This is a genomic window from Nocardia harenae NBRC 108248 (assembly GCF_001612885.1).
GTDB lineage: Bacteria > Actinomycetota > Actinomycetes > Mycobacteriales > Mycobacteriaceae > Nocardia > Nocardia harenae.
On record NZ_BDBH01000006.1, the window covers coordinates 142661 to 159371 of the forward strand.

At 72.5% G+C, this 16711-nt stretch carries 15 protein-coding genes; 8 read left to right on the top strand and 7 right to left on the bottom strand.

Translation table 11 applies throughout. The features are described 5' to 3' along the window. Positions 1-85: 85 nt before the first annotated feature. Positions 86-409 (bottom strand): hypothetical protein, encoded by a 324-nt coding sequence (locus NH2_RS15010; protein WP_067653904.1) that lies wholly within the window; start codon positions 407-409, stop codon positions 86-88. A gap of 83 nt (positions 410-492) precedes the next feature. Between NH2_RS15010 and NH2_RS15015 the strand changes: the two genes are divergently transcribed. Beyond that, positions 493-1125: a suppressor of fused domain protein gene (locus NH2_RS15015; protein ID WP_067653905.1), complete on the top strand. Its 633-nt coding sequence runs from the start codon at positions 493-495 to the stop codon at positions 1123-1125. A gap of 23 nt (positions 1126-1148) precedes the next feature. After that, the gene (locus NH2_RS15020; protein ID WP_067654171.1) at positions 1149-3200 is read left to right on the top strand and encodes an NAD(+) synthase; all 2052 of its coding nucleotides are present in this window, start codon (positions 1149-1151) and stop codon (positions 3198-3200) included. Here the strand turns inward: NH2_RS15020 and NH2_RS15025 are convergent. The 5 genes from NH2_RS15025 to NH2_RS15045 all read right to left on the bottom strand — a co-directional run bounded on the left by NH2_RS15025 (position 3197) and on the right by NH2_RS15045 (position 7058). Beyond that, complete coding sequence (locus NH2_RS15025) at positions 3197-3904, bottom strand: Clp protease N-terminal domain-containing protein (protein WP_067653907.1); 708 nt, start codon at positions 3902-3904, stop codon at positions 3197-3199. The two genes, NH2_RS15020 and NH2_RS15025, sit on opposite strands and share 4 nt — an antisense overlap. Positions 3905-4000: 96 nt before the next feature. Continuing rightward, positions 4001-4882 (bottom strand): RNA polymerase sigma-70 factor, encoded by an 882-nt coding sequence (locus NH2_RS15030; protein ID WP_067653909.1) that lies wholly within the window; start codon positions 4880-4882, stop codon positions 4001-4003. Between the two features lie 134 nt (positions 4883-5016). Beyond that, complete coding sequence (locus tag NH2_RS15035; protein WP_067654173.1) at positions 5017-5856, bottom strand: CDP-alcohol phosphatidyltransferase family protein; 840 nt, start codon at positions 5854-5856, stop codon at positions 5017-5019. A 59-nt stretch (positions 5857-5915) separates the two neighbouring features. Continuing rightward, on the bottom strand, positions 5916-6629 hold the full coding sequence (locus tag NH2_RS15040) for a phosphatidylserine decarboxylase (protein WP_067653911.1): 714 nt from the start codon (positions 6627-6629) through the stop codon (positions 5916-5918). Between the two features lie 156 nt (positions 6630-6785). Then, the gene (locus NH2_RS15045) at positions 6786-7058 is read right to left on the bottom strand and encodes a GlsB/YeaQ/YmgE family stress response membrane protein (protein ID WP_067653913.1); all 273 of its coding nucleotides are present in this window, start codon (positions 7056-7058) and stop codon (positions 6786-6788) included. 213 nt (positions 7059-7271) lie between these two features. Between NH2_RS15045 and NH2_RS15050 the strand changes: the two genes are divergently transcribed. Further along, the gene (locus NH2_RS15050; RefSeq protein ID WP_067653915.1) at positions 7272-8300 is read left to right on the top strand and encodes a beta-ketoacyl-ACP synthase III; all 1029 of its coding nucleotides are present in this window, start codon (positions 7272-7274) and stop codon (positions 8298-8300) included. Between the two features lie 15 nt (positions 8301-8315). Here the strand turns inward: NH2_RS15050 and NH2_RS15055 are convergent, their stop codons facing one another. Then, positions 8316-8771 (bottom strand): SRPBCC family protein, encoded by a 456-nt coding sequence (locus NH2_RS15055; RefSeq protein WP_067653916.1) that lies wholly within the window; start codon positions 8769-8771, stop codon positions 8316-8318. A gap of 117 nt (positions 8772-8888) precedes the next feature. Here NH2_RS15055 and NH2_RS15060 point away from each other — a divergent pair, with 117 nt between their 5' ends. From NH2_RS15060 to NH2_RS15080, 5 genes are all read left to right on the top strand, one after another. Next, positions 8889-10556: an FAD-dependent oxidoreductase gene (locus NH2_RS15060; RefSeq protein ID WP_067653917.1), complete on the top strand. Its 1668-nt coding sequence runs from the start codon at positions 8889-8891 to the stop codon at positions 10554-10556. Positions 10557-10839: 283 nt separating this feature from the next. Then, positions 10840-12276 (top strand): sensor histidine kinase, encoded by a 1437-nt coding sequence (locus NH2_RS15065; RefSeq protein ID WP_067653919.1) that lies wholly within the window; start codon positions 10840-10842, stop codon positions 12274-12276. Between the two features lie 36 nt (positions 12277-12312). Continuing rightward, positions 12313-13719, top strand: coding sequence for a WS/DGAT/MGAT family O-acyltransferase (locus NH2_RS15070; protein WP_067653925.1), 1407 nt, complete (start codon positions 12313-12315; stop codon positions 13717-13719). A 72-nt stretch (positions 13720-13791) separates the two neighbouring features. Beyond that, positions 13792-14220, top strand: coding sequence for a hypothetical protein (locus NH2_RS15075; protein ID WP_067653927.1), 429 nt, complete (start codon positions 13792-13794; stop codon positions 14218-14220). Positions 14221-14230: 10 nt separating this feature from the next. Further along, complete coding sequence (locus NH2_RS15080) at positions 14231-16624, top strand: AAA family ATPase (protein ID WP_067653929.1); 2394 nt, start codon at positions 14231-14233, stop codon at positions 16622-16624. Positions 16625-16711: the final 87 nt, after the last annotated feature.

The window sequence follows — 16711 nt, forward strand, 5'->3', positions numbered from 1 at the left end:
TACCCGGTCTCACCGTCCCGACCTGGCACTCGCCTGTGGTGAGTGCCAAAGCCATTTCTAGCACTCGAGCATGCCGAGTGCAAGGTCAACCGGTCCAGCCTGGGTAGTCGGGGATCCACTGCCGGTCGTCGATGCGCAGCAGCAGCGCGACGAAGGCGTCCACCCGGCGCTGATCCGGATCGCGCGGCTCCTCGTTCTCCGTGGTGACCAGCTCCGCGTCGTGCAGCAGCAGCTCGGCCTCCACCCGCATGATCGCCCGGATGAAGGGCGGGGCGACCTCGGGTGGCAGGTCGCCGTTGACGATGTACTCGCCGTCCGGGCCGGATTCGGTGGACACGAACGTCAGCGCGCGGACCAGATCCGCTCGCCGCTCCCCCGCCACCAGGTCGGAATCCGGTTCATCCGCCATTGCTATATCTTATCCGGCCGCGGCCGGAATGCCGGTTCGCCGCCGCGGCGGGCCGGTACCGCGGGTCCGCCTACAGTGGCGAGGTGAGTGAAACACCCGGCCGTCCCGACGTCACCGGGGCACTCGCGCGGCTCTACGCCGACACGGTGCCGGTGTACTGGGCGGGCGATAACCCCTGGTCGACGGGGGGTACCGAGCCGCTGGACGGCATCTCGGCATACCGCAGAACCGCCCCGATGCCGCACTGGCACTACGTGACGCACGGCCTCTCCGATCTCTTCGAGCACGGGCAGCGCTTCGAGTTCACCATGCGGACGCTGAACACCGCGGACAGCACCGAGCCCCCGCAGTGGCCGGTGGATTTCCTGCAGAACCTGAGTCGGTTCGTGTTCCAGTCCGGCGAATGGTTCGAGCCGGGCGACGCGGTGAAATCGGCGGTGCCGCTCGGCGGCGACGGCTCGGCGCTGCGCGCGGCGGGGTTCGTGCCCGACCCGGAGCTCGGCACCGTCGGCGGGCTGATGTTCCTGCAGATCGTCGGGTTGACCACGGCCGAGTATCGGACCGCGCGCGGTCGCGACCTGCTCGACCTGCTGGCCCGGCTGGAGCCCGAGCTGCCGCTGTACGTCACCGACGTCGCCAGGGATTCGCTGGTGCCCGAGCCGCCGCCCGCGGCGCGCTGGCCGCGCTGGGGCGGGGGTCTGGCGGGCAGGCCGTGACGGCGCCGGGAAAGATGGACGCCATGACGCTGCCGTTCGACTCGCTGTACCGGCACGGTTTCGCGCGGGTGGCCGTCGCGGTACCGACCCTGCGGGTGGCCGACCCCGCCTTCAATGCCGCGCGCACCATCGAGCTGGCCCGCGAGGCCGCCGCGGACGGGACGGTGCTGACCGTCTTCCCCGAGCTCGGCCTCTCCAGCTACACCGCCGACGACCTGTTCCACCAGGACGCGCTCGACCTGGCGGTGCGGCAGGCGCTGGCCGACATCGTCGAGGCCAGCCGCGAGATCGCCACCGTGCTCGTGGTCGGGGCGCCGCTGCGGGCCCAGGGCAGGCTGTTCAACTGCGGCATCGTGATCGCGGATGGCGCCGTGCTCGGCGCGGTGCCGAAGAGCTACCTGCCGAACTACCGCGAGTTCTACGAGAAGCGGCAGTTCGCGGCGGCCCGCGAGGTGCTCGCCGATACCGTGGAGATCGCCGGGCAGACCGTTCCCTTCGGCGCCGACCTGCTCTTCCCGACGAATGTCGACGGCTTCACCTTCCACCTGGAGATCTGCGAGGACGGCTGGGTGCCGCTGCCGCCGAGCGGCTTCGCCGCGCTGGCAGGCGCCACCGTGCTGGTGAACCTCTCGGCCAGCAATATCGTCGTCGGCAAGGCCGACTACCGGCGCGCGCTCTGCACCGGGCACTCGGCGCGCTACCTGGCCGCCTACCTGTACTCGGCGGCCGGCACCGGCGAGTCCACCACCGACATGGCCTGGGACGGGCAGGCGCTGGTCTGCGAGAACGGCGACCTGCTGGCCGAGGGCGAGCGGTTCGCCGACCACCCCCGGCTGGTCACCGCCGACCTGGACCTGCAGCGGCTGGCCGCGGACCGGGTGCGCACCACCAGCTTCGCCGACAATGTGCACGACCACCGGGAGCGGCTCGGCCGGTTCCGGAGGGTTCCCGTCACCCTGCCGGTGCCGGGCGGCGCGATCCAGCTGCGCCGGGAGATCCCGCGCTTCCCCTACGTCCCCGCCGACCCGGCCGCGCGCAACGAGCGCTGCGCCGAGGTGCACCACATCCAGGTCGAGGGGCTGAGCACCCGGATGCGGGCGGCGGGCGCACAGCGGCTGGTGATCGGGGTCTCCGGCGGGCTCGATTCGACGCAGGCGCTGATCGTCGCGGCCAGGACCATGGACCGGCTCGGGCTGCCGCGCACCAATGTGCTCGCCTACACCATGCCCGGCTTCGCCACCAGCACCAGGACCAAGACCGACGCGCACCGGCTGATGGCGGCGCTCGGCGTCACCGCGAACGAGATCGATATCCGGCCGTCGGCCGAGCAGATGCTGCGCGACCTGGGGCACCCCGCCGCGGACGGGGCGCCGCAGTACGACGTCACCTACGAGAACGTGCAGGCGGGCGAGCGCACCTCGCACCTGTTCCGGCTGGCGAACATGCACGACGCGCTGGTGGTCGGCACCGGCGACCTGAGCGAGCTGGCCCAGGGCTGGTGCACCTTCGGCGTCGGCGACCACATGGCGCACTACAGCGTGAACGCCTCGGTACCGAAGACGCTGATCCGGTACCTCATCGCCTGGGCGGCGGCGACCGGGGAGTTCGGGGCCGAGGCGAACGCGGCGCTGACCTCCATCCTGGCCACCGAGATCTCGCCGGAGCTGGTGCCATCGGCCGACGGCGACGACGCGCCCGGCCAGAGCTCCGAGGCCACGGTCGGCCCCTACGAACTCCAGGATCTGCACCTCTACCAGCTGCTGCGCTTCGGCTACCGGCCGAGCCGGATCGCCTACCTGGCGCAGGCGGCGTGGTCGGACCGGACGCGCGGGCGCTGGCCCGACCTGATCCCGGAGGACCAGCGCAACGAGTACGACCTGGCCACCATCAAGCACTGGCTGCGGCTCTTCCTGCGCCGCTTCGTGCAGACCAGCCAGTTCAAGCGCTCCACGCTGCCGAACGCGCCGAAGGTCGGCTCCGGCGGCTCGCTCTCGCCGCGCGGCGACTGGCGGGCGCCGAGCGACGCGGTGGCGACGGCCTGGCTGGACGAGCTGGAGCGCAACGTCCCCGGCTAGCCGCCTGCCAGCCCGGCCAGGATCTCGACCAGGTGCGCCTCCACCCGCGCCTTCTCCAGTCCGAGGCCGCTGAGCACGCCGGTGCCGTTCTCCTGCTCCAGCAGCGCGAGCAGCACGTGCTCGGTACCGACGTAGTTGTGGCCGAGCCGGACCGCCTCGCGGAAGGTGAGCTCCAGCGCCTTCTTGGCGTCGGCGTCGAAGGGGATGAGCGGCGGGACCGGCTCGCCGGTCGGCTCGGGCAGCGCGGCGGCGGCGGCCGCGGCGACCGCGTCCAGGGTGACCCCCTGGGTCTCGATCTCCTTCGCCGCCAGCCCCTCCGGCTGGGTGAGCAGCCCGAGCACCAGGTGCGGCAGCCCGATCACGGTGTGGCCGGAGTTGCGCGCCGCCTCCTGCGAGGCGGTGACAGCGCTGCGGGCGCGCGGGGTGAAACGGCCGAAACCCGCGGCCGGGTCGAGACCGGCGTCCGGGCCCTTCGGCACGAAGCGCTTCTGCGCGGCCTGCTTGCTGACGCCCATGCTGGCGCCGATATCGGTCCACGAGGCGCCGGAGCGGCGAGCCTGGTCGACGAAGTGGCCGATCAGGTGGTCGGCCACCTCGCCGAGCGTCCCCGCGGTCACCACGGCGTCGGAGAGCTGTTCCAGGACGTCGTCGGGGCGGGCCTTCTTGATGCCGTCGATCAGGTCGTCGAGTCGGATGTTCGTCATGCGTCAACCATAGGTTGACGGGGCCTGCCCGTCAACCATTGGTTGACGATCAGAGACGGCGGGCGGATCGCCGACAGCTCCCCGCTGTGCAGCCGGTCACCGGAAGCGGCCGAGCTTCGCCGGGTTCAGCACGAACGAGAGCGCGACCAGCCGCGGGCCGTCCGGGAAGTCGCCGAACTCCGGGACAACGACCACGTAGACCGCGCCGTCCACCCGGGCCAGCAACCCGGCCGCGCCATTGACCTCGGCGGCCTCCAGGGTGAAGCCCGCGGGCGCCTTCCTGACCAGACCGAGCAGGAAGGCCGAGACCTTGTCCGCGCCGACGACCGGGCGCCGGGCCGCGCTCACCACGCCGCCGCCGTCCGAGGTGGCGACCACGTCGGCGGCGAGCAGCGCGCGCAGCCCCGCCACGTCGCCGTCCCCCGCCGCGGCCAGGAAGCGCTCCAGCAGCTCGCGGGCCCGCTCCGCCGAGACCTCGAAGCGACCGCGGCCCTCGCGCACCCGGACGCTCGCGCGCGAGTAGAGCTGCTGCGAGTTCGCCTCGGAGAGCTCGAGCATGGCGGCGATCTCGCGGTGCGGGTAGCCGAAGGCCGCGCGCAGCACGAAGACCGCGCGCTCCACCGGGTTCAGCCGCTCCAGCGCGGCGAGCAGGGCGAGCGAGACCAGTTCGCGCTGCTGCGCCGTCTCCAGCGGGCCGAGATCGGTGTCCGGGGTCGGCACCGGCTCCGGCAGCCAGGGACCGACATAGCTCTCCCGCCTGGCGCGGGCCGAGACCAGCCAGGAGCGGCAGAGGTTCACCGTAACGGTGGTCAGCCAGGCCTCCGCCGAGCGGATCTCGGCGGTCTCGGCGGCGGCCCAGCGCAGGTAGGTCTCCTGCACCGCGTCCTCGGCCTCGCTCGCGCTGCCGAGCATGCGGTAGGCGAGCGCGAAGAGCCGCGGCCGCTGTCGCAGGAATTCGTCGAGGTCCGAGCCGCTCACCGGCTCGCCCGCCGACCGCGGCCGGTGCCGGCGCTGCCCGCCCTGCCCCGCGGCGCCTGCCGACCAGCGCGGCCGCCCGCCATGGCGGAGCGGCAGCGGCCGGTGTCGGATCGGGGCATCGGTCGCGGCTCCGGTCAGCGCGGCCGCGGCGAGTTGCGGTTGTTCCCACCCGGCCTGCGCAGCCGGAGCCGCGCGGTGGAGATGGCCGGGCGCGGCAGGCTCGGCCTGCGGCGCCGGGCCGCGCGCCGCTGCGCCCTGCGCTCGGCCGGCTTGTCCTGCCAGGTCTCCGGCCTGGCCGCGACCCAGCGCTGCGAACGCCAGGCGAACGGGATGTGCACCAGGTACAGCCCGATCAGCACGAGCAGCAGCACGATCGGGAAGGTCACCAGCGCGGCGGCCGCGATCGCCACCAGCACCAGCAGCGCCGCCGCGGCCTGCGGCGCCACCCGCACCGACTTCATGGCCAGCGTCGGGATGGTGCTCACGCAGAGCAGCGCGGAGCACACGGTCCAGATGGCGACCTCGTAGAAGCCAACCCACCAGCCGTCGCCGAACTGCACCAGCAGGGCGATCGGGGTCAGCGCGATGAGCGCACCCGCGGGGGCGGGAACGCCGACGAAGTACTCGCGCGACCACTCCGGCCTGGTGTCGTCGTCCATCAGGGTGTTGAACCGGGCCAGCCGCAGCACGATGCTGACCGCGAAGAGCAGCGCGACGATCCAGCCCGCGCTGTACTCGTCGAGCAGCGCCACGTAGAGCACGAGCGCGGGGGCGACGCCGAAGGAGATGGCGTCGGAGAGCGAGTCCAGCTCGGCGCCGATCTTGGTGGTGGCGTCGAGCATGCGCGCCAGCCTGCCGTCCAGCGTGTCGAAGACCGCGGCCGCGCCGACCATGGCCAGCGCGGTCGACAGCTCGCCGTCCAGCCCGAACTTCACCGCGGAGAGCCCGGAGCAGAGCGCGAGGATGGTCACCATGCTCGGCAGCAGCCGGACGCTGCGCCTGCGGCGCCCCTCGGCGCGCCCCGCCTGCGCGATCACGAGAGGACGGCGAGGACGGTCTCGCCGCCGATGGTGCGCTGACCGGGCAGCACCAGCAGGTCGGTGCCTGCCGGGAAGTAGGTGTCGACCCGGGAGCCGAAGCGGATCAGGCCGTAGGTGTCGCCGATGGTGAGCACATCACCGGCGCGCGCCTCGTTGACGATCCGGCGGGCGATCAGCCCGGCGATCTGCACCACCACGACCTGCTTGCCGTCGGGGGTCTCCAGCACCATGCCGGTGCGCTCGTTCACCGAGCTGGCCTCGGCCAGGTCGGCGGAGCGGAACTGGCCGGGCTGGTGCACCACGGTGCGCACGGTGCCGGAGACCGGGGTGCGCTGCACGTGCACGTCGAGCACCGAGAGGAAGACGCTGACCCGGGGCAGCGGGGCGTCGCCGAGCCCGAGTTCCGGCGGCGGCACCGCGGAGTCGACGAGCGCGACCTCGCCGTCCGCGGCGGCGACGACGGCGCCCCTGATGTTCGGCGGCACCCGGTGCGGGTGCCGGAAGAAGCCCGCGCAGGCCGCGGCCGTCAGCAGTCCGGCCCTGCGCAGCCACGTCCGCTTGCGGCCGAGCGCCGCCACCGCGAGCGGAGCGGCCACGAAGGGCAGCCCGGCGGGGTGCAGCGGGGGGATCGAGGACCGGATCAGGTCGGCGATGTGGCCGGCTCCGGTGGTCTCTGGGGTGCCGGACGGGGTCGGGCGGCGTGCCACGGGCTCCTCTTTCGATGTCGGGTACGAGCACCACACCTTACGCCGGGGCGGCCCCCGGATCGTGGTCGGCGCGGGGCACATCCCCGGCAAACGGGTGGGCAGACGAGATCGGCGCCGCCCCGCGCGCGGGCGGCGCCGATCGGTTCGCGCCCTGGGTCAGCCGACCCGGCTGCGCCCGGTGACCAGGCTGACCAGGAACAGCAGGATGACCGCGCCACCGAGGCAGGTCAGGAAGCTGAAGATGAGGCCGCCGCCCTCGACGTCGACACCGAAGAGCTTCAGCAGGAAGCCGCCGATGAGTCCGCCGATGACACCGACGACGATGTTGAGCAGGATGCCCTGCTGTGCGTCCGTCTTCATGAACTTGCTGGCGATCCAGCCGGCCAGGCCGCCGATGATGATCCAGCCGATAATCCCGAGACCGAGCATTGTGTCCTCGCATCACTAGTTGGGTGCGCGCCGCTTCGAGCCATCGACGCGCTGGGCATCGGATACCCCCGGTCGACGGGAATACGCGCGCGTGTCACGGGGGCGAGATAATATGAGGACGCCTCATATCTGCGTTCCGGACAACACCCGGCAACGCAGGACGGCAATCACCGACGCCACCCGCCGGCTCGGCCGTGGGGACAGGAGACGCACATGGTCGCTCGAATCGCACAGACGACCGGAGTTGAGCACACCGCCATCCTCGGGCTCGGGGTGTACCGCCCCGCGCGCATCGTCACCAACGACGAGGTCGCGGGGCCGATCGACTCCAGCGACGAATGGATCCGCACCCGCTCCGGCATCCGCACCCGCCGCTTCGCCGACGACACCGAGACGGTGCGCAGCATGAGCGTCGCGGCCGCGAAGGGCGCGCTGGAATCGGCGGGGGTCGCCGTCGACCAGGTGGACACCGTGATCGTCGCGACCTCGACGCACCTCATGCTCACCCCGGCCGCCGCCCCGCAGATCGCCACCGAGCTCGGCATGGACGGCGCGGCCGCCTTCGACGTCTCGGCGGGCTGCGCGGGGTTCTGTCACGCGCTCGCGCTCGCCTCCGACCTGGTGCGGGCGGGCACCTCGGGGCACGTGCTGGTGATCGGCGTGGAGAAGCTGACCGACACCATCAACAGCAAGGACCGCTCCACCGCGTTCCTCTTCGCCGACGGCGCGGGCGCGGTGGTCGTCGGCCCGGCCGCGGAGCAGGGCATCGGCCCGACGGTGTGGGGTTCGGACGGCACCCAGAGCCACGCCATCCGGCAGGACAAGGACTGGCTGGAGTTCTTCGCCGAGATCGAGGAGAAGGGGCTGGACGCGGTCCGCCCCTACCTGACCATGGAGGGCACCGCGGTCTTCCGCTGGGCCGCGCACTCGCTGGAGAAGGTCTGCCGGGACGCCATCGACCGCGCCGGGCTCGCCACCGACGACCTCGACGCCATGATCCCGCACCAGGCCAACGGCCGGATCATCGAGATCATGGCCAGGGTGCTCGAGCTGCCGGAGAACTGCGCGCTCGCCAATGACATCGAGGAGACCGGCAACACCTCGGCCGCCTCGATCCCGCTTGCCATGGAGCAGCTGCTGCGCAGCGGGCAGTCCAAGCCGGGCGACACCGCGCTGCTCATCGCCTTCGGCGCCGGGCTCTCGTACGCGGCACAGGTGGTGACGCTGCCGAACTGGGCCTGAAGCCCGGGGCCGAGGTCAGGCCGGGGCCTCGACCGCGGCCTTGATCCCGGCCAGCGTCTTCCGCATGCCCTCCACCAGCTTGACCTCGAACGACTCCGCGCCGCCGAGCACCGCGTTGATGGCGGTGCGGGAGAAGGCCGTGGTGCCTTCGGACATGTCCCTGGTCTGGGTGAGCCGGGTGCCGGTGGCGGTCGGCTCGAGGGCGAAGCGCCAGGTGCTTCGATTCTCGGTGACCTTGAAGGCGAACTCGCGGTTCGGCTCGAAGGCCACGATGCGCGAGGTTGTCGGCCAGTACTTCCAGCCGTCCCGGTTGAGGTTGACGGTCCAGGTGCCCGGCTTCAGCGCGCCGAGCGGCACCATCCGCACGCACTGCGGGCTGAACTCGGGAATCCGCCTCGGATCGGCGACAACGGCCCAGACTCGCTCCGGCGGGGCGATGATGTCGACGGTCGCTTCCAGATTCTTCGGCAACGCTGCCTCCTGTTCGCGGTACTGACGGATACACCTAATCCTAGTCGAGCGCGGCGGGGCTGTTCGCCCTGGGCAGAGCAATGCGACAGGTCGGTTTCCGGCGCGCATACTCGTTGGGTGACCTCCCCCGCCGCCGATAAGCCGCTCATTCTCAGCGTCGACGACGATCCCGGCGTCTCCCGCGCGGTCGTGCGCGACCTGCGCCGCCGCTACGGCGCCGACTACCGGATCCTGCGGGCCGAGTCCGGGCAGGCCGCGCTCGACGCGCTGCGCGAGGTGAAGCTGCGCGGCCAGCAGGTCGCGGTGCTGATCGCCGACTTCAGGATGCCGGGCATGGACGGCATCGAGTTCCTGGAGCAGGCCATGGACCTGCACCCCTACGCCCGCCGGGTGCTGCTCACCGCCTACGCCGACACCAATGCCGCGATCGACGCCATCAATGTCGTCGACCTGGACCACTACCTGCTCAAGCCGTGGGACCCGCCGGAGGAGAAGCTCTACCCGGTGCTGGACGGGCTGCTCGAGGCCTGGCGCGGCAGCGAGCACCGCCCGGTGTACGGCACCAAGGTGATCGGCACCCGCTGGTCGCCGCGGTGCTCGGAGGTGCGCGAGTTCCTCGCCCGCAACCAGCTGCCCTACCGCTGGTACCCGGCGGACGAGCCGGAGGGCGCCACGCTGCTCGCCGCCGCGGGCAGGGACATCAGCTGCTGCCCGGTGGTGATCACCGCCGAGGGCGAGCCGCTGGTGCAGCCGACCGACGGCGAGCTGGCCGAGCGGGTCGGGCTGAACACCACCCCCACCGGCGAGTTCTACGACCTGATCGTGGTCGGCGGCGGCCCGGCCGGGCTCGGCGCCGCGGTCTACGGCGCCTCCGAGGGGCTGCGCACGGTGCTGGTCGAGCGCACCGCGACCGGCGGCCAGGCCGGGCAGAGCTCGCGGATCGAGAACTACCTCGGCTTCCCGGACGGCGTCTCCGGCGGCCAGCTCGCCGACCGGGCCAGGCGGCAGGCCGGGAAGTTCGGCGCCGAGCTGGTGACCACTCGCGAGGTGGTCGGGCTCGAGGTGAACGGCTCGGCCCGCACCGTGCGCTTCGCCGACGGCGGCACGCTCTGCGCGCACACCGTGATCATCGCGACCGGTGTGGACTACCGCAGGCACCCGGCGCCGGGCGTGGACGAGTTCACCGGCCGCGGCGTCTACTACGGCTCGGCCATGACCGAGGCGGCGGAGTGCGCCGGGCACGAGGTCTACATCGTCGGCGGCGCCAACTCGGCGGGCCAGGCGGCGGTCTTCCTCTCCCGCAATGCCGGGCGGGTGCACCTGGTGGTGCGCGCCGACTCGCTGGAGAAGTCGATGTCGCACTACCTGGTGCAGCAGATCGCCGGGATCGAGAACATCGAGGTGCACACCTGCACCGAGGTGACTGCGGCCGACGGCGACGACCACCTGCGCGGCATCGTGCTGCGGGACAACGAGACCGGGCGCGAGGAGAAGGCCGCCACCGAGCGGCTCTTCCTCTTCATCGGCGCCGCGCCGCAGACCGAATGGCTGGACGGCACGGTGGCCCGCGACCCGGCCGGGTTCGTACTGGCCGGGCCGGACCTCACCCCGGAGGGCGGCAGGCCCGCCGGCTGGGAGCTCTCCCGCTCCCCGCACCACCTGGAGACCAATGTGCCCGGCGTCTTCGTCGCCGGTGACGTGCACGCGGAGTCGGCCAAGCGGGTGGCCTCCGCGGTCGGCGAGGGGGCCATGGCCGTCATGTTCGTGCACCGTTATCTGGCATGACCGGGTCAGGCCCGGAGGCGGGAGCGAAGCGTAGCCACGGAGGGCCCCCGGTCGTGCCGCGTAGATCTGGCATGACCGGGTCAGGCCCGGAGGCGGGAGCGAAGCGTAGCCACGGAGGGCCCCCGGTCGTGCCGCGTAGATCTGGCATGACCGGGTCAGGCCCGGAGGCGGGAGCGAAGCGTAGCCACGGAGGGCCCCCGGTCGTGCCGCGTAGATCTGGCATGACCGGGTCGGGCCCGGAGTCACGGCGGGCCCTCCGATACAGCGTAGGAAAGGACCGATCGTGAGCGAGCTTGTCTGCGATCCGGCGGAGCTGAGAGAACTCTTCCTGTTCGAGAAGCTGAACGACGAGCAGCTGGCCTGGCTGTGCCGGGACGGGCGGATCGAGCAGCTGGAGCCAGGCGTCGCCTTCCGCGAGGGCGAGCCCGCCACCTGCTTCTACGTGCTCATGGAGGGCGAGCTGCGGCTCACCAAGCTCTCCGCGGGCACCGAGATCGAGCTGACCCGCACCGGCCACCGCGGCTCCTACGTCGGCGCCTGGACCGCCTACCTGGGCGACCGGGCCGACCAGAGCTACGTGTCGACCATGATCATCACCCGGCCTTCGCGGTTCTTCGTCCTCGACGCCGCGACCTTCTCGGCCATGATGCGCGAGTGGTTCCCGATGGCGGTGCACCTGCTGGAGGGCGCCTTCTTCGGCAACCGGGACAAGCACGAGCGGGTGGCCGAGCGGGAGCGGCTGCTCGCGCTCGGCTCGCTCTCCGCCGGGCTCACGCACGAGCTGAACAACCCCGCCGCCGCCGCGGTGCGCGCCACCTCGGGGCTGCGCGAGCGGGTCGCCGGGATGCGGCACAAGCTCGGCATGATGGCGCAGGGCAAGTTCCCGCCCGAGGTGCTGGTGACCCTGGTCCGGCTGCAGGAGGACGCCGCCGAACTGGTGGCGAAGGCCCCCGAACTCACCCCGCTGGAGGCCGCCGACCGCGAGGACGCGCTCGGCGACTGGCTGGAGGCGCACGCGATCGCCGACGGCTGGAACCTGGCGCCCAACTTCGTGCAGGCCGGGATCGACGTGGACTGGCTGGAGCGGGTGGCAGGCACCCTCGAGGGCTGCACCGAGCAGGTCTTCGAGGGCGCGATCCGATGGCTGAACTACACCATCGAGACCGAGCTGCTGATGAACGAGATCGCCGACTCCACCGCCCGGATCTCCACCCTGGTCGGCGCGGCCAAGCAGTACTCGCAGATGGACCGGGCGCCGTTCCAGGTGGTCGACGTGCACGAGCTGCTCGACAGCACGCTGGTGATGCTGAACCGCAAGCTCGGCGACGGCATCGAGCTGGTCAAGGAGTACGACCGCACGCTGCCGCCGATCCCCTGCTACGCCGCCGAGCTGAACCAGGTGTGGACCAACCTGATCGACAACGCGGTCTACGCCATGGACGGCTCGGGCACCCTCACCGTCCGCACCTACCGCGACGACGTCTGCCTCGCGGTGGCGATCGGCGACACCGGCCCCGGCATCCCCGCCGATATCCGGCGCCGGATCTTCGAGCCGTTCTTCACCACCAAGCCGGTCGGCGACGGCACCGGGCTCGGCCTCGACATCAGCTTCCGGATCGTGGTGAACAAGCACCACGGCGATATCGAGGTGGCCTCCGAGCCGGGCTCGACGGTCTTCACGGTTCGCATCCCGCTGGAGCGTCCGGCCGAGGCCGAATAGGCCAATAACTGCAACGCGTTCCACTACACTCCCGACATGGAACGCCTCACCGGACTCGATGCCAGCTTCCTGTATCTGGAGACCGGGACGCAGCACCTGCACGTGTGCGCGCTGCTGGTACTCGATCCCGGTGCGGACGGCGGCGACTACTCCTTCGACGCCTTCAAGGCGGAGCTCGGGCGCAGGCTGGCCTACGTGCCGCAGATGCGCCGGAAGCTGCGGGCGGTGCCGCTCGAGCTGGACTACCCGTACTGGGTCGAGGCGGGCGACTACGACCTGGACTACCACGTCCGGCGGTACGGGCTGCCCGCGCCTGGCGGCCGCGCGGAGCTGGCCGCGCTGGTCGGCGATATCGCGAGCACCCCCATGGACCGCAACCACCCGCTCTGGCAGGTGCGGGTGGTGGAGGGGGTGGACGGCGACAAGGTCGCGGTGATCCTCAAGTACCACCACGCCGCGGTGGACGGCGTCACCGGCTCCGAGCTGCTGATGGCGCTCTGCGACACCGAGCCGGGGCAGCACCCGGACCGGGAGCCGCCCGCCGCGCTCGGCCGGGAACCCGAGCCGAGCGACCTGCGGCTGCTCGCCGAGGCGGCGCTGCGCTTCCCGACCAGGGCCGGGATGCTGCGCATGGTGCCGAAGACCGTCGGCAAGCTGACCGGGATGGTGCGCAGGCGCCAGCGGAACCGCTCCGGCATGGCGCTCCCGCTGACCGCGCCGCGCACCCCGTTCAACCGCACCATCACCCCGCACCGCGTGGTCGCCTTCACCGAGGTCGAGCTGGCCGAGGTCAAGCGGATCAAGAACGCCTTCGGGGTGAAGATCAACGACGTGGTGCTCACGGTGGTCGGCGGCGCGCTCCGCGACTACCTGATCGAGCGCGGCGAGCTGCCGGAGGACAAGTCGCTGCTCGCCACCATCCCGGTCTCGGTGCACGAGTCGTCGCGGCACACGCGCGGGATCAACAAGGTCTCCTCGCTCTTCTGCCAGCTCGGCACCGATATCGCCGACCCGGTGGAGCGGCTGAAGCGGGTGGCGGAGGCGAACCGAGCCGCCAAGGAGGAGCACGAGGAGTTGATCGGCCCCGACTTCCTGCAGGACTGGACCCAGTACGCGCCGCCGAACACCTTCCGGATCGCCATGCGGCTCTACTCCTCGCTCGAGCTCGCGGAGCGGCACCCGGTGGTGCACAACCTGGTGGTCTCCAATGTCGCTGGGCCGCCGCTGCCGCTGTACTTCCTCGGGGTGCGGCTGCTCAGCTCGTATCCGTTCGGCCCGATCTTCCACGGCTCCGGGCTGAACATCACCGCGCTCTCCTACGACGGCAAACTCGACTTCGGGCTGATCGCCTGCCGCGAGCTGGTGCCCGACCTGGCCGAGCTGACCGACCGGATTCCCGGCGTGCTCGATGCGCTGCGCGCGGCCGCCGAGCAAACGGCCTGAGCGGTGCCAGGTACAGTGCTGCCGACGTGCCGGAGCCGCCGGCGCCGCGAACGACCAACGGGGGGATCCACCATGGCCCGACTCTCCGCCGCCGTGCTCGCCGCCGGTGTGCTCGCCCTGGTCGTGAGCGGCTGCGGGCCGGACGAATCGGCCGATGCGAACGGGTTGCGCAAGGGGAGCACCGGTGCCGCGGCCAGTACGACCGCGGCTTCGAGCAGTACCGCCGCGAGCAGCACTGCCGCCGCGCCGAGCAGCGCCGCGGGCACCACGACGCCCGCCGCCGCGCCGAGCGGGACCGGGGCCGACATCACCTGCGCCGACTTCAGGAAGCTCGAGACCGATCAGGAGAAGGCGGTGATCGAGCTGATCCTCGCCGAGAACCCGGACAGCCCGTTCGCGGGCAGCCCGAATGTCGCGCTCGGCACCGCCAAGCTGGTCTGCCTCTCGCCGAGCGTGGCCGACGAGCCCGTGGCCACGGCGGCAGGGCTCGTCGCCGGGTAAGAATGGGGCGGTGGCCGACCTTTCACTGACCGCCCGTCTCAACCCGTCCGCGGCGGATGCCCGCAGGGGGGTGGTGCGGCTGCATCCGGAGGCGCTCGCCGCGCTCGGGCTGCGGGAGTGGGACGGGATCGCGCTCACCGGGTCGAGGCGCACCGCGGCGGTGGCCGGGCTGGCCCCGGCCGGCACCCCGGCCGGGGTCGCGCTGCTGGACGACGTCACGCTCTCCAATGCCGGGCTGCGCGAGGACGCGACGGTGGTGATCGCGCCCGCGACGGTATTCGGCGCCAAGCAGATCCGGGTCAGCGGGTCACTGCACGCCACCCGATCGATCCCGGCGAATACCCTGCGCCAGGCGCTGCTCGGCAAGGTGGTGACGGTGGGCGACGCCGTCTCGCTGCTCCCCCGCGACCTCGGCCCCGACATCAGCTCGGCCGCCACCACCCAGGCGCTCTCCCGCACCTTCGGCATCGCCTGGACCACCGAGCTGCTCACCGTCACCGGCACCGAACCGGCGGGCCCGGTCAGCGTGCAGCCGAACTCGGCGGTGGACTGGGGGCCGGGCGTGGTGACGGCGGCGCTGCCCGGCTCGGCGCGACAGCCCGGCGGGCCCGGACCCACGTCGGAGCCCGGCGGTTCCGAGCAGGCGGCACGGGCCGGCGGCTTCGGGCCGGGGTCCCAGCGGGACGGCCTCGCCCCTGGGTCGGAGCCCGGCGGCTCCGGGACGGCGCCGGACCCCGGCGGGCCCGGGTCCGCGTCGCAACCCGGCGGGCCCGGGACGGCGTCTTCATCCGCCGTGATCGGGGGCGACCGAATTCCGCTCCCGGCCACGGTGACGCGGCGCAGACCGGCCCCCGCCGCCGCCGACCTGATCGGCGTCCAGGGCCAGTCGGCCAAACTCGCCGAGTGGCTCGCCCTCGCCCTGGACGAGCCGGAACTACTCCGCACCCTCGGCGCCTCCCCGCACCTCGGGGTGCTGATCACCGGCCCGCACGGGGTCGGAAAGGCCACGCTGGCCAGGGTGGTCGCCGCCCCGCGCCGGGTGGTCGAGCTGGACGGCCCGTCCATCGGCGCCACCGAGAGCGGCGCCCGGCTGCGCACGGTCGCCGCCGCCGTCGCCGAGGTGAGCTCGGGGCAGGGCGGAATCCTGCTGGTCACCGATATCGACGCCCTACTCCCCGCGACCGCGGAGCCGGTCGCCACGCTCATCCTCGACCAGCTCCGCGCCGCCGTCGCCACCCCGTGCGTCGCCTTCCTGGCCAGCACCGCGCACCCCGGTGAGATCGACGCCAGGCTACGCGGCCCCGACCTCTGCGACCGCGAGATCGCGCTCCCCCTGCCCACCGCGGCGGTCCGCGAGGCGCTGCTCGACTTCCTGCTCCGCGCGGTGCCGACCGGCGAGCTCCGGCTGGCCGAGATCGCCGCCCGCACCCCCGGTTTCGTCGTCTCCGACCTGGCCGCGCTCTGCCGGGAGGCCGCGCTGCGCGCCGCCTCCCGCACCGGCCGCGAGCACACCGACCCGCAGCTCACCCAGGCCGACCTGACCGGCGCGCTCGAGGTGATCCGCCCGCTCTCCCGCTCCGGCAGCGAGGAACTGGCGATCGGCAGCCTCGGGCTGGACGACGTCGGCGACATGGTGCGCACCAAGCAGGCGCTCACCGAGGCGGTGCTCTGGCCGCTGCGCCACCCCGACTCCTTCGCCCGGCTCGGCATCGAGCCACCGCGCGGCGTGCTGCTCTACGGCCCGCCCGGCTGCGGCAAGACCTTCCTGGTCCGCGCGCTCGCCAGCAGCGGGCAGCTCAGCGTGCACGTGGTGAAGGGCGCCGAGCTCATGGACAAGTGGGTCGGCGCCTCCGAGCGCGCGGTGCGCGAGCTCTTCCAGCGGGCAAGGGACTCCGCGCCGTCGCTGATCTTCCTCGACGAGGTGGACGCGCTCGCCCCGCGCCGCGGCCAGAGCAGCGATTCCGGGGTCGGCGACCGGGTGGTGGCCGCGCTCCTCACCGAGCTGGACGGGGTCGAGCCGCTGCGCGACGTGGTGGTGCTCGGCGCCACCAACCGCCCCGAGCTGATCGACCCCGCGCTGCTCCGCCCCGGCCGGTTGGAGCGGCTGGTCTTCGTCCCGCCGCCGGACGCCGAGGCGCGGGTGGCGATCCTGCGCACCGCGGGGCGGGCAGTCCCCTTGGCCGCCGACGTCGACCTGGCCGCGCTGGCGAAGGAGCTGGACGGCTACTCCGCCGCCGACTGCGCCGCGCTGCTGCGCGAGGCCGCGCTCACCGCCATGCGCCGGGATATCGACGCCGCCGACGTGACCGCCGCCGATATCGGCACCGCGCGCACCGCGGTGCGCCCCTCGCTCGACCCGGACCAGGTGGAGTCGCTGCGGCGGTACGCGGAGAACCGCGGCTGAGCGACAGGTGTGCCCGGAGATTGCCGTGCTGCCACCGGAGTGACGAACGCCGCTCCGGCCAGCACCGGCACCGGTCCTGGCCACGCG

What these genes read in the sequence shown, in the direction of transcription:
- NH2_RS15010 (WP_067653904.1), bottom strand. Translation starts at nt 409, where the DNA reads ATGGCGGATGAACCGGATTCCGACCTGGTGGCGGGGGAGCGGCGAGCG.
- NH2_RS15020 (WP_067654171.1), top strand. Translation starts at nt 1,149, where the DNA reads ATGACGCTGCCGTTCGACTCGCTGTACCGGCACGGTTTCGCGCGGGTG.
- NH2_RS15025 (WP_067653907.1), bottom strand. Translation starts at nt 3,904, where the DNA reads ATGACGAACATCCGACTCGACGACCTGATCGACGGCATCAAGAAGGCC.
- NH2_RS15035 (WP_067654173.1), bottom strand. Translation starts at nt 5,856, where the DNA reads ATGGTGACCATCCTCGCGCTCTGCTCCGGGCTCTCCGCGGTGAAGTTC.
- NH2_RS15045 (WP_067653913.1), bottom strand. Translation starts at nt 7,058, where the DNA reads ATGCTCGGTCTCGGGATTATCGGCTGGATCATCATCGGCGGCCTGGCC.
- NH2_RS15050 (WP_067653915.1), top strand. Translation starts at nt 7,272, where the DNA reads ATGGTCGCTCGAATCGCACAGACGACCGGAGTTGAGCACACCGCCATC.
- NH2_RS15070 (WP_067653925.1), top strand. Translation starts at nt 12,313, where the DNA reads ATGGAACGCCTCACCGGACTCGATGCCAGCTTCCTGTATCTGGAGACC.
- NH2_RS15075 (WP_067653927.1), top strand. Translation starts at nt 13,792, where the DNA reads ATGGCCCGACTCTCCGCCGCCGTGCTCGCCGCCGGTGTGCTCGCCCTG.